The organism is Providencia xihuensis (genome assembly GCF_041953405.1).
In the GTDB taxonomy this organism is placed as follows: domain Bacteria; phylum Pseudomonadota; class Gammaproteobacteria; order Enterobacterales; family Enterobacteriaceae; genus Providencia; species Providencia vermicola.
Window position 1 is genome coordinate 551,526 of record NZ_CP169565.1, and the last position, 14,704, is coordinate 566,229.

Consider the following 14,704-nt stretch of genomic DNA (forward strand, 5'->3'; position numbering starts at 1 on the left):
TGGCTGAAATTCCGATCTCTTTGGCTGTTTTTCGAAAGTTGGTAAAACGGAAAATGATTACCCTAGCGCGGAAACCCAATGTATGCCTGAGGTAGAGTTATCATGGAAAATTACAACAATCAGAATGATGAGCAAGTCGGCCTGATTGAACCTTTAACCCGTCGTCGGTTTATTCAGGGCAGCTCTGCACTCATGGCTGTCCCTTTTTTAGCCGCAAATACGGTTGCTTCAACGCCAGAAAACCCAGATATCATTCCAACAAAAACGATTAATAATGAAGGGGAACGCGTCGTTTCCACTTGCAGTAGTTTTGACTGTGGTGGGAAATGCGATATTCGTGCGCATGTTAAAGAAGGTGTTGTCACGCGTATTAGCACTCGACCTGATGCTGATCTTGATGAAGAGATGCCAATCATGCGTGCATGCGTGCGTGGTCGTAGTTATCGGAAATTTGTTTACCACCCTAACCGGCTGAAATACCCAATGAAACGTGTTGGTAAACGTGGAGAAGGGCGTTTTGAGCGGATCAGTTGGGAGGAAGCCACCACGCTGATCGCAAGTAACATGCAACGAATCAATGAACAATATGGCCCCGCTTCACGCTTTGTTAGCTTAAGTACTGGGGTTACTGGGGGGATTTTTTCTGGTGCGAACATGTTACGCCGTTTATTCAATATCACAGGCGGTTTTTTAGAGAATTACCACTCGGTCAGTAATGGCAACACCATGGCGGTAACACCTTATACCTATGGAACTTCCGCGAGTGGCAGTACTTTGGATACGTTGGAAAATACTCCATTGGTGATTTTATGGGGGCATAACCCCAATGAAACCATTTTTGGGCATTCCAATCATTATTTCCAAAAAATGAAGAAAAATGGCACCAAATTTATTGTTGTCGACCCACGCTATTCTGATACTGCGTCGTCATTAGCTGACCAATGGATCCCCATTTTACCAACTACGGATAACGCGATGATGGACGCGATGATGTATGTGATCATCAGTGAAAATCGCCATGACCAAGCCTTTATTGATAAATATACAGTCGGTTTTGATGAGCACCAGATGCCTGATGGTGTGCCTGAAAATGAGTCATTGGTGGCTTATTTAATGGGCAAAAAAGATGGGGTAGTGAAAACCCCTGAATGGGCGGAACCCATAACCAAAGTTCCCGCAGATACCATCCGCCAGTTAGCACGTGAATATGCAGGTACTAAACCTGCAGCATTGATGCAAGGTTGGGGGCCTCAACGCCATATTTGCGGTGAGCGCTCAGCGCGTGGTGCAACGTTATTAGCGACTATCACGGGTAATGTAGGTGTGAAAGGGGGTTGGGCTGCGGGGTATGGTATGGCCGTTACCCCAGATTTACGCAAAACGTTGGCGGGCCCAAGCTTATTCGAAAACCCAGTTAAGGCGAAAATCAACATTACCAATTGGGTTCAAGCCTGTGAAGATAAAAGCCTTGTCACACCAAATAACGGCCTGAAAAATGCCGAAAAGCTCGATACCGAGATAAAAATGATTTTCTCGTTAGCGGGTAATTATATGACCAACCAAAATCCCGATATATTGCACGCCGCCAAAGTACTGGAGGATGAAAGTAAGGTGGAATTTATCGTCTATAGCGACTTATATATGACACCGAGTGCCAAATATGCCGATATTTTACTGCCCGAAACCAGTTTTTTAGAGCGCTGGAATGTGGGGGGAACTTGGGGAACGGGTAACTACATTATTTTATCTGAAAAAGTCATTGAGCCAGAGTTTGAACGCCGCAGTGATTATGAATGGTTGTGTGAAGTAGCTGAAAAGCTCGGTGTTGGCGAGAAATTTAGTGAAGGCCGTACAGAAAAACAGTGGATTGAACATCTCGTTAACGATGCCCACCAAAAACGCCCTGAGGATGGAATTCCTACCTTTGATGAGCTGTTGGTAAAACGTCGTCATTTACTGAAACACAAACCGCATATCGGGCATGTGGCGTTTGAAAAAAACATTAATGATATTGAAAAACACCCATTTGAAACGCCATCTGGGAAAATTGAGATTTTCTCGAAGCGTTTGTATGAGCGTCATGATGTTGATATTCCTGCGTTATCTCATTATGTCCCAGCGATTGAAGGGCCAGAAGATGCATTAACGACACGTTTCCCGCTGCAGCTTATTACGTGGAAAGGCCGAAATCGCGCCAACTCAACGCAATTTGCTAACCCATGGCTGCAAGAAGTCCAGCGCCAAGAGCTATGGATTAATCCAATTGATGCTAAGCGCCGAAACATTGTTGAAGGTGATTATGCCAAAGTGAACAATGACCGTGGGGTAACGCAAGTGCCAGTAAAAATCACTCAGCGCATTATGCCAGGGGTCGTTGCACTGCAAGCAGGTGCATGGTGGCAGCCTGATGAAAATGGTATCGACCAAGGTGGGTGCGCCAACGTATTAACATCAGCGCGTAGCACGGCAATGGCTCACGGAAATGCCCATCAAACATTATTGGTGGAGGTAACAAAAGCATGAGTAAATTCCACGTTTATCCCGCAGTTAGTGACAAACAACTCGGGTTTTATATCGATTCGGCACGCTGCTCTGGCTGTAAAGCGTGTCAGGTGTCCTGTAAAGATAAAAACAACCTCGACGTCGGGCGCAAATACCGCCGTGTTTACGAAGTAACTGGCGGTGAGTTTATCGAAAACGGCACAGGGGGGCTGGTGAATAATGTCTTTGCCTATACGTTATCTATTTCATGCAACCACTGTGCCGACCCTATGTGTGTCAAAAATTGCCCGACCACCGCGATGCATAAGCGCGAAGGTGACGGCATTGTGATGGTTAATACGGACAAGTGCGTTGGATGTGGCACCTGTGCATGGTCTTGTCCGTATGGCGCGCCGCAGATGAACCCTGAGACACAACAAATGTCAAAATGCGATTTTTGCATTGACCTGCAGCTCAAAGGTGAGCAACCCGTTTGTGTGGCAACCTGCCCATTAGGTGCAATTCAGTTTGGCCCAATTGACGAGCTCAGAAAACGTTATGGTGAATTGGCGGATGTACGAGGGTTACCAGATTCCTCGATTACACACCCTAACCTTGTTATTCACCCACACCAAGGTTCTGGTCGTCAGTCTCAAGACACACAAGGAGAAACTAAATGAACGAATGGCCATTATTGTTATTCACCTTTTTGATGCAGTTATCTATTGGGTTAAGCATTATGTTAGGCGTTTCTGCAAAGAAACTGTCTTCGGTGTTTGCAGGTAAAATTAATTCGCAATTTTTCTTGTGGTATTTATTTGTGGCCTGTGTCTTTGCGGGGGTAGGATTATTATCTTCGATTACCCACTTAGGTGTGCCACTCAATGCACCTAATTCGTTGCTAAATCTTTTTTCCTCTTGGCTAAGTCGAGAAGTGGTTCTTACTGCCACCTACTTTACATTTTTAGGACTCACTTTTTTATGGCTTTGGTTTAAAAAAGAATTGTCTTATCTGCTACTGGGGATGGCGATTATTGCAGGGCTGTGTGATGTATATGCTATGGCGTCAATCTATCGTTATACATCAATGTTAACGTGGATGAATGATAATACTTATCTGATGTTCTACGGCACGATGCTAACGGCTGGCGCTGCGGGTTATTATTTATTAATCAGTTTATTACTGCGTTTTAAAGCAGGTAGCACTGGGGTACAAATTCCGACCCGCGGGCTGTGGATATTATGGGCAGTTATAGGGGTGAGCTTATTTATTCGCCTGGTTTATCAACCCGCTTATGAAAGTTACCTTGTCCACACGAGTTATAACAATGAGTCGATAACCTTTCCTATCGATTCTATTCATGCTTATCAAGCGATTTGGTCATTACGTATGACCAGCTGGGTGGTAGGAATGTTAGCGGTGATAGTTTTAGGCGTTGGTATATTCCGTCGTATGCGCACAGCGTCAAGTGAGGTATTAACTTCAAACGGTCAGGGCTATTTAGTGCTGGGGTGTGCCTGTGCGATTGTTGCTGAGTTTATGCTGCGTTATTGCTTTTACTCTATTCATATTTAAGGCAATTGTGATTCATTTTTTAGGAAGTCTTGGTCATTATGATCCACTTTTCACATTACGCAGCGGCTTTTAATATTTTGGGGACTTGCTATTTGTTTTCGCCCAATGATGATGCAAGTCACTATGCATTAAGCTTTTTTAAATTGGATGATTTTGCTGAACAATGGCCTTGTAAAATAAGTCCTCAATTGAGCCATCAAATCACGCAGTTTTTAAATATTGAACGGCAACAATTACATAAGCAATGGGCTGATTTGTTTATTGGCCCCAATACATTACCCGCTCCACCTTGGGGCTCGGTGTATCTCGACCCTGAGGGGGTATTGCAAGGTTCTTCAACGCAAGCGTTAAGTGCATTTTTACAACGCGAGCGGTTAAAAGTGCAAACACGTTACCCAGAACCTTCAGACCATGTTGGTTTAATGTTATTTCAGGCAGCGGTATTAGCGTCAGAGGTGAGAGAGCATGCATTAAAAGAATTACTTGTTGACCATTTGGAAAGTTGGTTACCACAGTTTTACCATCAACTAAATAGAACAATGCCAAATTCTTTTTATTCGCCATTAACTGAGTTAGCGCTAGTCACAGTTAAATCATGCCGCTAGTCTTTTATCAATGTGACTTTTAATTCAGTATATTTGAATGTTAAATGGTTAATTAAACGTAATATTTGAATGAGGAAATGGTTAACAATTTATAATTAAATGAAAATTGATTTAGTTATAAGAAATGCAAATTAAAATGATTCCCACTTTAATTTTCTAAGCCATAATACATTTTTACGTCATACTACTTAATGATAGGTATTTACAGCGAAGGGGGTATAAAGTGGTCAATCTATTTAATCGGCTGTTGTCCCATGAAGATGCGGGAAAATTACTGTTACGTCTTTCTGTGGGCGGGCTAATGCTGTTCCATGGAATGAGCAAGTTAATGACAGGTGCTAGTGGTATCAAGGCGTTACTGGCTTCTTACGGTCTACCTGAATTTATCGCTTACGGCACTATTCTAGGCGAAGTCGTTGCCCCTATTTTTATTATTTTAGGGATATTAACTCGTCCATCTGCATTGTTAGTGGCGTTTACCATGGTTGTTGCATGGCTGATGATTGGTTTAGATAAAACCTTCGTTCTGGATAAAACAGGGGCATGGGCGATTGAAAGTATTGTGTATTTCTTCTTAAGTGCCATTGCATTGGCATTTATGGGCTCAGGACGATTTTCAGTGATGCGCAATGCATGCTGGCGATAAATAAATTTTAGTTAAGTGTTTTGACATTGCTTTGAGAAAAGACCATCAAGATTTTCTGATGGTCTTCTTTTTTGAACAATAACCTGTTGAATTAGTCATTTTTCAACACAGTTTCGCGGAAAAATAGGTCTAACAAGCTGCTGTCTCGACATGCAGGTTCAGGAAAATCCAAACGCTCAGCGCGTTCAACGGCCTCCATCACTAGCGCATCTATCGCAGGGCGCCTTGCACCATAATGGCTTTCGTCGACATTCGACTTTATCACTAACAGTGCTTCAATTTCTGCCAACACAGATTTATTGGTAACGGTTGCAGTCACTAATTCTGAAAAAGCCATCGGTGGCATACTTTTATGCATTTCTATCCAACGCAGTGCTAAAACGGCTCTAAGCAGATAAAAATACTTTTTAAGTTTGACTTCTTTACCTTTAAAATCCGTATGTAAGTTACGCTTACTGATTGATAAATAATGATATCTAGACTTTAATGGTGAATAAAATCTTGCAGCAAGTTGCTCTAGCTCAGCAAAAAAATCATTGTCTTTAAAGTAGACAATAGGGGAATGTAGCCATTCTATTAATGCGGGGTTTGAATTACGCATTAATTTTAAAGCCTTGGATAATTCCCAGCCAGAAACGTCCAGCTCATCATCTATCGGTTTCTCTATGACATCCCGCTTGGGGTCTAGCGTTAAGTACCAGTCTAATTTATGAACATAGATAAATCGCACATCATAGTCGCTGTCGCGGGAGGCAAAGCCCCAACCGCGACTGCCTGATTCACAAGCAAAAAGAACTTTAACGTGGTGACTTTCTTCTATGTCTTTTAAGGTACGGTATATCCGTTCTTTCATTAGCACGGATACGCTTCCACGGTTGGTTTCCATGCTTTCTCCTTTTTTAACCTTTCACACACACCACTTGGCGTAGGGTATGCACGATTTCAACTAATGATGATTGCGCTGCCATTACGGCATCAATGTCTTTATATGCCATTGGAATTTCATCAATCACATCGCTATCTTTTCGGCACTCAACGTGCGCAGTTGCCATTTTTTGGTCGCTGACTGAAAAACGCTTTTTAGCCTCAGTTCGGCTCATCACACGGCCTGCACCGTGACTGCAAGAGCAAAAACTTTCTTCATCGCCAAGTCCGCGCACAATAAAGCTTTTCGCTCCCATTGACCCTGGAATGATCCCCATTTGGCCTTTTCGAGCAGACACTGCGCCTTTTCGTGTCACCAAAATTTCTTCACCAAAATGTTGCTCTTTTTGCACATAATTATGGTGGCAATTTACCGCTTCTTGTTGGGTGGTAAACGGTTTTGGAATTTCACGTGAAAGTGCTTCCAACACACGGTGCATCATCACTTCGCGGTTATGGCGGGCGAAATCCTGCGCCCAACCCACGGCTTCCATATAGTCATTAAAATGCACGCTGCCTTCTTCAAAGTACGCTAAATCCCTATCTGGCAAATTAGCGATATGTTGCTGCATATCCTTTTGTGCCAATGAAATGAATAGGTTACCTATCGCATTTCCTACTCCGCGTGACCCGCTATGTAACATCACCCATACACGATTTTGCTCATCCAAACACAGTTCAATAAAGTGGTTCCCCGTTCCCAGCGTTCCTAAGTGGTTATAATGGTTAGTCCCACGTAGTTTTGGGTACTTATCGCAAATACGTTTAAAGTCCTCATCCAAATGCGCCCAATGGGTATCCACAATATCTGGTGTACGGTGCCATGCGCCTTTATCACGTCCGTGTCGATGAGTCGTTCGTCCGTGCGGCACAGCGGCTTCGATAGCAAAACGAATATTCTGTAAGCTATCAGGCAAATCAGACGCGGTTAGGGATGTACGCACTGCAATCATTCCACAACCGATATCGACTCCCACTGCGGCAGGGATAATCGCCCCTTTGGTTGGGATCACACTCCCGATGGTTGATCCTTTCCCTACGTGTACATCTGGCATTACTGCTAAGTGTTTAAAAATAAAGGGCATCTTGGCGGTATTTTGCAATTGTGTTACCGCTTTCGGATCAACAGGAACGCCGTTAGTCCACATTTTTACAGGTACGCCAGTTTCTTGAATTAATTGATTGAAATTATTATGACTCATTGTTATTCCTTAATTTTTACCAATCCGTTTAATACTTGGTCTAATCCACCGTAAACGGAAATTTGGTCGATTCGATGTGCGATGCTTTCTAAGGTTTCGAGCTCTTTTAAGCGCAGCGCAACAGGGTTGTTTTCCATCACTTTGGCAGTATTTAACAGCGAACGCGTGGCGGCTGTTTCTTCGCGGCGGCGGATCACGTTAGCTTGTGCTGATTTTTCAGCTTCAACCACTTGGGACAATATAGTGCGCATTTCGCCCGGTAAAATAATGTCTTTTACACCAATGCTGTCGACCTCTAAGCCAAACTCCGCAATACTTTGCACCACTTGCATTAGCATGAGTTCATCGATTAACTGCTTGTTTTCTAATAGTTCATCCAGTGTGCGGGTGCCCACGATCTCCCTCAATGAAAACTGTAATTCACGGTATAAATGTTCTACTGGTTGACTCAATTGAGAAAATGCATGTAGCACATCGGCATAGCGCCAGTTAGCCGACAAATTAATGCGCAACGTCACTTTATCTTTGGTTAAGATTTCTTGCCCGCTGACTTCCAGTGATTGTAAACGCGTATCAATAATGTCAATTTCAGGCGTGTGTTCTACACGCCAGTAACCGTGCGTACCTGCTTCAAGTAAACCCGTGATTTCACCATCAATTTTTAACACGCCAATATGCCAAGCGGGTATTTGAGCGACAAGGCACAGCTCGCTGCCTTTGATACGTTTTTTCGCGGCTAAGCGCTGTGTTAAGGCTTCTGGTAACACTAAATGCCCCACTTTTTGTTTTTCGACGCGCAGTGTATTGCCAGATTTCCAGTACAGACGGCGCGTTGCTGGCGATAAAATTTCAACCAAGTTATTGTGTGAATATAAAAAACCAATCTCATCATCTAATAAATCAATATCAACGCCATAGGAGGCTACCCAATTTGGGTGATATTGGCGAATTTGCTCAGCAAGCACAGAATCAATTGGTTTATCAATGGACTGTGAGCAAACATCAATGATTTGAATCTCAGGCTTCTGTTTAATTGACCAAAAACCGTAATTTCCCGCTTCTAACAGGCTTTTTATTTCACCATCCACTTTGAGCAGGCCAATTTGCCCCGCAAAAATTTGCGCCATTACACATAAATCACGGCCTTTAACCCCTTTTTTGTGCACTAAATGATCCGTTAATTCATTGGTCATGGCTAATTGGGTCACGTTATGTTTTTCGATACGTAAATCATCGTTGGTTTTCCAGTATAAACGGCGTGTTTGTGGCGCGATAATTTCAACTAAATGATGATGTAAGTATAAAAAAGCGACTTCATCATCGGATAAATTAATATCAACACAATACGTATTTACCCAATCCATATGGAATTGGCGCAAATGATTTGCCAGTTTTTCTTCAATCGGTTCATTGTTTAATGTGAAAAATGAAACCGTCAGTTTATTAAACCAATCTTGTACGCGGTGCTCGCCTGCCACTAACAGTTGTTTGAAATCACCATTTTTTGACGTTAGTGCAATAAGTCCTTGAGCAACATTTATTTTTTTCATTATTTTTCCTTTTATTTATGTGTCTGGCGCTGAAGAACAAAACGAAGTTATGAGGGGAAAGAAAGAGCGCCAAATCGGCTGTCTAAATTTCTGCTCATCACTCGGTGAGGCTCTCGAGTGCCAGTTGTTAGCTAAACTTCAGCTAGGTTTTATTTACGTTTGGAATCGTATTTTAAGTTCAGGAGTCGAACCTGATAGCTAGGCTATTACCAAGGTATCTTACCGACGGCGGCATACAGACCATGTAGTGACAACAGCCACCATGTCTGCACCGGTTGAACTCGAAGTTCAGACATTTTCCGGCAGTGGATAAATTTATAATTGCCAGAAGCGTGCCAACTTTTTAAATGAGGTGAAAAATATTTTTATCTTAATGAAAAATAAAGACTAATTATTTTTTGGCTAAATGTTGCTTACAATGAGAGAGAAAATGAATTAGGCTATTTATTATCTTTTTATATCGTATTTTATAAATTTATATAAATCATGAGCGAGAAACGCAAGGTTGTGATAGGTGTGCTTGGCACGGTATTAGACAGGCGAGGTAAAAAAGCCAATCGCTGGACCAAATGGCGTCCAACTGTGGGGCTATGCCAACAGCCGAATATCAATATTGGTCGCTTTGAATTGATTCATCAGGTCAATGATTACTCGATGGCGCAGCGTGTTAAAGAGGATATCGAGCAAGCCTCACCGCAAACGGAGGTCGTATTGCATGAGGTGGATATTGCAGATCCGTGGGATTTCGAGGAGGTGTATACCTCGCTGCTCGATTTTTCTGCGAGTTACCCCTTTGATACGGATAACGAAGAGTACCTTGTGCACATCACTACAGGGACGCACGTGGTACAAATTTGTTGGTTTTTATTAACTGAAGCGCATTATTTGCCCGCTAAACTTATTCAAACATCACCCAGTGAAAAGGGCAGGGAAAAAGACCCGATGGGTATTCACACGGTGATTGACCTTGATTTAAGCCGTTACACCCATATCACTAGTCGCTTCCAAAAAGAGCAACAGCAGCAAGTTTCGTTTTTAAAATCAGGTATTGCCACGCGTAACAGCGCGTTTAATACCATGATTGAGCAAATTGAACGGGTGGCGCTACGCTCAAAAGCCCCTATTTTATTGAATGGCCCGACAGGTGCGGGGAAATCATTTCTGGCTCGACGAATTTACCAATTGCGTGAAAGCCGTCACCAAGTGAAAGGGCGGTTTGTGGAAGTGAACTGCGCCACGTTACGCGGTGATAATGCCATGTCGACGTTGTTTGGCCATGTGAAAGGGGCATTTACGGGGGCGTTAAACTCCCGAAAAGGGTTGTTAAAAGAAGCGGATAGCGGCATTTTATTTCTCGATGAAATCGCTGAGCTCGGCCTTGATGAGCAAGCGATGCTGCTTAAAGCCATCGAAGAAAAACGTTTTTTCCCTTATGGTGCCGATGAAGAAATTCACAGTGATTTTCAATTGATTGCGGGAACCCATCGCAACTTGGTGCAACAGGTTGAAGAGGGGAAATTTCGTGAAGATTTATTCGCCCGCATCAATATGTGGACGTTTGCTTTACCTGGTTTGCGCGATCGCCGTGAAGATATTGAGCCGAATATCGATTATGAGCTTGTGAAGTTCAGCCAAGATGCGCAAAACCAAATCCGTTTTGATAGCGAAGCGCGCAACGTGTATGTGAAATTTGCGTGCTCAGAACAGGCGTTATGGCGCGGTAACTTCCGCGAACTGGGGGCATCGATTAGCCGAATGGCAACATTTGCTGAAAAAGGGCGGGTCACCAAGTCGATAGCTGAAGAGGAAATTGAGCGTTTGCAATCCCAGTGGCAAGTTAAATCAAGCAATCCATTACCTAAACACGTGGGTGAAATTGATTTATTCGACCAACAACAGTTAGCCACAGTACTGGATGTGTGCCGCCGTTCTTCATCCCTTTCAGAGGCGGGGCGTGCACTATTTGCGGTATCTCGGCAACAGAAAAAACAACCCAATGATGCAGATAGACTACGAAAATATTTGGCGAAATTTGGGTTAGATTGGGATAGTGTGAAAGCTGACGGTTAAGAGGCTTTATATTGCTAAATTGCAGAAATAAATCTCTCCGCTGAGGCTGAGATTTATGGTTTGGTAGATACGGTTTGTTGTGTTCGTTACTTTCTAACCTGAGGCTCCCTGAAATGGTTTTTCAGGGAGATAGCCATTAATTGCCGAGATTAAAGTTTTTGAGCCATCTCAAATTGATCACCGCTGTTATGACAATATGGCCCATAATGCTTTTTTTATTTTTTCTACCTGTTCAGTTTGATTTTTTCGACTTGATTGGAGAGGACTGACGACTAAGGTTGTGTCAGTTGAGTATTTACCATTCACACTCGCGTTAATATTGTGATTGCCTGCTTTTAGCTCAGGTAATGTCACATGATAAATACCCGTTTTTCCTTCTTTCGCTGGACGTGTATAGGCTTGCCCATCAATATTGACGGTAATTTCAGCTTCACTGGTCACCAAATTGCCATATTTATCGATTAGCTCGATAATCGCAATGCTATCTGTGCCAGACACCCGCTTTTCTATGTTAGTGATTTTCACCTTATCAACATGGGATGTTCCTGCTGCGTTATTAACCTGTACTGCAGTGAGAGGGCTACGGGTGCTATTGATGAAGGTCGTTAAATCATTGCTCCCAACGTCTGTTAATGTCAAAGTAGTGGTGTAAGACCCATCGTTATTATCCATCCAGTTTAAGGTATTACCTTTGTGTTTACCGATATCGATATTCTCGGTATTTAAGCCCGCTAAGCCATTACCAAAGGTATCAGTCACCGTTACCGTGATATCAAGAGGATTACCGGATTGAAAACGGTGACTGTGATCAAGCGTGATAGCCACTTTGTCAATAACGCCTTTCCTGCCTTGTTGACCCATTTCGTTTGAGTTATTCAGTGGCTGCTCAATCAGTGCGCTTTTCTTGATTGATGCAATGCCACTTGTACTCACATGGACATCATCTATTGCATCGCTTTGGCTATATTCAGTAATAAACTGTCCTACCTTGTTATCATCTGTTAGTACGGGAATATTCACCAGTGTTAGCAGGTCATCAGAAGTTAGCATTTTTGCATGGCTAGCCATAACGAGTATGATGGCTGAAGACCATATTGTCGTAAAGAGGACAAAACCATTTGAAATCTTGTGTCTCAGTGTGGATTTTATCGTTGACGTAGCGGGGTTCATTCAATTTATTCCTGGTTTTATATTAATTCGGTTATTGTTGAATTTTTATATAGGTAAGAGCTTGTGAATTACTCTGACTTAAACAGAAGAGGAATTTCCAAAATGGAAAGACGTGGAGTGGAAGGCTTTTACTGGCAATGTTAAAAGAAACAATACTGTGCATATATCCAATAAATCCATCAACTGGCGAGTTGAATTAAAAAATGTTAAGAACCAAATTTTGCCTCTGAGAGAGCAAATAAATTAAACTTATTTTATCGCAAGTAGTGTTATCCAATTTTTTGAAATAGTTCCCTTAATAAACTTAACGATGTATGTCTGTTTTGCTCATTTATTGAGGGCTTGAAAAGACTCTCTGTACTTGGTTGAATATATGAGGTAGGTGCATACTTTAGAAAATTCACTTGTATTGTTCTACTATCGCCATTCAAGGTAGCAATGATATCTATGGAACCTTCAACTAAGCTGCTGATCTCTAATTCCGTATTTCCATACTCATCAGTCAGGTTAGCTGGTGAGATAATGCCATTTGAGGCTTCAAAGTGAACAAGTGCACCAGCAATGCTTTGTCGGCTATTATTTATAATACGCAGTTTGATTTTGTTTTTACTGATCCCATCTGCCGCTACATTGTTTCGAATGATATCAATACTACTAATAAATGACTGACTAATATCGGGTTTAAAGTGATACATTTCATTAATTTCTGGGCCATACTCAGTGTTTGCTTTTACTACATAACTTCCTGATATAAAAGTAGTAAATTGTATAGATGCCTCGCCTTTATCATTGGCGATAATGTTATATTTTTGCTCAGAAACCGCTTTTTTAGCTTTGGCTTTCCACATAAAATGATTAAGTAATGAATAATATCCCGTATTTTTTTGGTCAATAGATCTAAGATTTGCAGGCAATACGAAGTTGACTTTCGCATTGGGGACAGGGTGACCAAGAGGATCTTTAATTACGATGGCGAATGTATTTGCGTCCTTACCATCAGCGATACCATTATTTCTTTTCTTGGTATTTTCATGAGTGATAGTGAGCGCGCCTGTGCCAGTTACTTCAATTAACGTTTCCACTTGTGGTGAAACATTGCCTTTCGTGTCATAAACCGTCACGGTTAAGCGATAGAGGTTGAGCTGTTGGTTTTTAAATGCGTTGTTGGTAATTTTGTAAGACGGCAATTTTACTGAACTATCTATTCCATTAAGGTGGAGTCTTCCCCCAGCAGCTATCAATTCAGGGGCATCTACAACTATTTTTTCTATAGGATATTTAGTGGTTAAGTTGCGGATAATAGAGCGTTCTTCTCCTGTCACGCCCTGAATAACTTTCGGTAATGATAACGAAATTAAGGTTTTCTTCTGGTACTCCAACACAATATTGTTATTACGATTAACAAAGTCATAGCGATTGTTGGGTATATGACGATTAGCCTCTATTACTGAAGTATCAAGGTGCTGCTCTAAGCTTCTCCCTAACAACCAGTTGAACGCAATTTTTGCACCTGTTTCATTTGCTCCATTATTACCTATTCTATGTTCTACATTTAGAGCAAGGAGGGGGAATGGAGACCAGTTGACACCGACGGTAGCAGCCATTGGGTTTTTCTGGCGTTCATTTGTACCAAATAAAGCCACGTCATCACCGTAATATTGTTCAAGTTTTAGGTTAGCACCTAAATTAGAATAAGCGGGTAGCCAACCTTCAAGTTGAATATCCCAGCCGTTGGCTGGGCGTACATAATAATCATAGGCTAATTCGGATGCACTACGCCAAGTCGATAGCCCTAAATAGCTATTCGTACTCACCCTAGCGTAATCTTGAGCATACTCCAAACCAAGTCCTAAGCGCGAATGGTAATGGGATAAATCATGGTCAAAGAAAGCATTTATCCCGACCATGCTATTTTGATGAAAATGACGTAATCCAATACCATTATTACTTTGCAGACGACCATCAGTACGATGAATACTGTGCTGAGAAAATAGTAAAAAGTCATGTTGGTCATACCAAGGTACTAGCCAATCTAATTGAGAGGTTTTAATTGATAACTTTTCATTAAGGTTAATATTTAGCCTAGTATTACCTGCTTTAGATAACCAATGTGTTATTTCATCAGTAGCGATATTTGCGGCTTTATGGCGAGCGTAATCTTGTGCCATATCTGCAAGTTTTTTTTGTTTTTTTTCTTCAGATACAAAGTTTGCTGCATTTTGCCCATATTCTGCTAAAAAACGTTCAGTGCTATCTCCTGATTGGGTTCCCTCAAATTGAAAGGCATTGCTACCTAGCGTAGGTAAATCGTCTAAATAGGCGATTTGGGCATAACTTGGCACTATTAGCCCAATAGCCGTGAACCAAATTACCGTAGAGAGTATTAAACTGCTCGGTAGTTTTGAGTTCAATTTTGACGAAGGGGAATTCATCGAACATATATCCTGATATCAATATTAATACTGTTATTTTCAGGGCAA

The 14,704-nt window shown here is 42.0% G+C and carries 11 protein-coding genes; 6 read left to right on the forward strand and 5 right to left on the reverse strand.

Features of this window, described 5'->3' with window-relative positions; translation table 11 throughout:
* Window positions 1-102 precede the first annotated feature (102 nt).
* From ACE2AL_RS02375 to ACE2AL_RS02395, 5 genes are all read left to right on the forward strand, one after another.
* The gene (locus ACE2AL_RS02375) at window positions 103-2,523 is read left to right on the forward strand and encodes a DMSO/selenate family reductase complex A subunit (RefSeq protein WP_206086287.1); all 2,421 of its coding nucleotides are present in this window, start codon (window positions 103-105) and stop codon (window positions 2,521-2,523) included.
* Window positions 2,520-3,161, forward strand: coding sequence for a DMSO/selenate family reductase complex B subunit (locus ACE2AL_RS02380; protein WP_272539593.1), 642 nt, complete (start codon window positions 2,520-2,522; stop codon window positions 3,159-3,161). Before ACE2AL_RS02375 ends, ACE2AL_RS02380 begins: the two co-directional genes overlap by 4 nt.
* Window positions 3,158-4,057, forward strand: a complete 900-nt coding sequence (locus tag ACE2AL_RS02385) for a DmsC/YnfH family molybdoenzyme membrane anchor subunit (RefSeq protein ID WP_353166460.1) — start codon at window positions 3,158-3,160, stop codon at window positions 4,055-4,057. Before ACE2AL_RS02380 ends, ACE2AL_RS02385 begins: the two co-directional genes overlap by 4 nt.
* 38 nt (window positions 4,058-4,095) lie before the next feature.
* Window positions 4,096-4,662 carry a molecular chaperone TorD family protein gene (locus ACE2AL_RS02390; protein WP_272539591.1) on the forward strand — a complete coding sequence of 189 codons (567 nt, stop codon included), beginning with the start codon at window positions 4,096-4,098 and terminating at the stop codon, window positions 4,660-4,662.
* A 223-nt stretch (window positions 4,663-4,885) separates the two neighbouring features.
* Window positions 4,886-5,308, forward strand: a complete 423-nt coding sequence (locus tag ACE2AL_RS02395) for a DoxX family protein (protein ID WP_206086291.1) — start codon at window positions 4,886-4,888, stop codon at window positions 5,306-5,308.
* A gap of 91 nt (window positions 5,309-5,399) precedes the next feature.
* Here ACE2AL_RS02395 and ACE2AL_RS02400 read toward each other — a convergent pair whose 3' ends face one another.
* Genes ACE2AL_RS02400 through ACE2AL_RS02410 form a run of 3 tightly spaced genes read right to left on the reverse strand, consistent with a single transcriptional unit; the run spans window position 5,400 to window position 8,561 of the window.
* Entirely contained in the window at window positions 5,400-6,194 is a 795-nt protein-coding gene (locus tag ACE2AL_RS02400) for a DNA polymerase beta superfamily protein (RefSeq protein ID WP_375083928.1), read from the reverse strand.
* Between the two features lie 13 nt (window positions 6,195-6,207).
* On the reverse strand, window positions 6,208-7,434 hold the full coding sequence (locus tag ACE2AL_RS02405; RefSeq protein WP_206086295.1) for an RtcB family protein: 1,227 nt from the start codon (window positions 7,432-7,434) through the stop codon (window positions 6,208-6,210).
* A gap of 2 nt (window positions 7,435-7,436) precedes the next feature.
* A complete protein-coding gene (locus ACE2AL_RS02410; protein WP_272539596.1) occupies window positions 7,437-8,561 on the reverse strand; it encodes a slipin family protein in 1,125 nt (374 codons plus the stop codon).
* Window positions 8,562-9,470: 909 nt separating this feature from the next.
* Here ACE2AL_RS02410 and rtcR point away from each other — a divergent pair.
* Window positions 9,471-11,054, forward strand: coding sequence for an RNA repair transcriptional activator RtcR (rtcR, locus tag ACE2AL_RS02415; RefSeq protein ID WP_272539588.1), 1,584 nt, complete (start codon window positions 9,471-9,473; stop codon window positions 11,052-11,054).
* 186 nt (window positions 11,055-11,240) lie between these two features.
* On the opposite strand, the gene ACE2AL_RS02420 is transcribed toward rtcR, so the two are convergent.
* Together ACE2AL_RS02420 and ACE2AL_RS02425 are read right to left on the reverse strand one after the other, a co-directional pair.
* Entirely contained in the window at window positions 11,241-12,224 is a 984-nt protein-coding gene (locus tag ACE2AL_RS02420) for a hypothetical protein (protein WP_375083930.1), read from the reverse strand.
* Between the two features lie 269 nt (window positions 12,225-12,493).
* The gene (locus tag ACE2AL_RS02425; protein ID WP_375083931.1) at window positions 12,494-14,566 is read right to left on the reverse strand and encodes an inverse autotransporter beta domain-containing protein; all 2,073 of its coding nucleotides are present in this window, start codon (window positions 14,564-14,566) and stop codon (window positions 12,494-12,496) included.
* Between the last annotated feature and the right edge of the window lie 138 nt (window positions 14,567-14,704).

What these genes read in the sequence shown, in the direction of transcription:
- ACE2AL_RS02375 (WP_206086287.1), top strand. Translation starts at nt 103, where the DNA reads ATGGAAAATTACAACAATCAGAATGATGAGCAAGTCGGCCTGATTGAA.
- ACE2AL_RS02380 (WP_272539593.1), top strand. Translation starts at nt 2,520, where the DNA reads ATGAGTAAATTCCACGTTTATCCCGCAGTTAGTGACAAACAACTCGGG.
- ACE2AL_RS02385 (WP_353166460.1), top strand. Translation starts at nt 3,158, where the DNA reads ATGAACGAATGGCCATTATTGTTATTCACCTTTTTGATGCAGTTATCT.
- ACE2AL_RS02390 (WP_272539591.1), top strand. Translation starts at nt 4,096, where the DNA reads ATGATCCACTTTTCACATTACGCAGCGGCTTTTAATATTTTGGGGACT.
- ACE2AL_RS02400 (WP_375083928.1), bottom strand. Translation starts at nt 6,194, where the DNA reads ATGGAAACCAACCGTGGAAGCGTATCCGTGCTAATGAAAGAACGGATA.
- ACE2AL_RS02405 (WP_206086295.1), bottom strand. Translation starts at nt 7,434, where the DNA reads ATGAGTCATAATAATTTCAATCAATTAATTCAAGAAACTGGCGTACCT.
- ACE2AL_RS02410 (WP_272539596.1), bottom strand. Translation starts at nt 8,561, where the DNA reads ATGGCGCAAATTTTTGCGGGGCAAATTGGCCTGCTCAAAGTGGATGGT.
- rtcR (WP_272539588.1), top strand. Translation starts at nt 9,471, where the DNA reads ATGAGCGAGAAACGCAAGGTTGTGATAGGTGTGCTTGGCACGGTATTA.
- ACE2AL_RS02420 (WP_375083930.1), bottom strand. Translation starts at nt 12,224, where the DNA reads ATGAACCCCGCTACGTCAACGATAAAATCCACACTGAGACACAAGATT.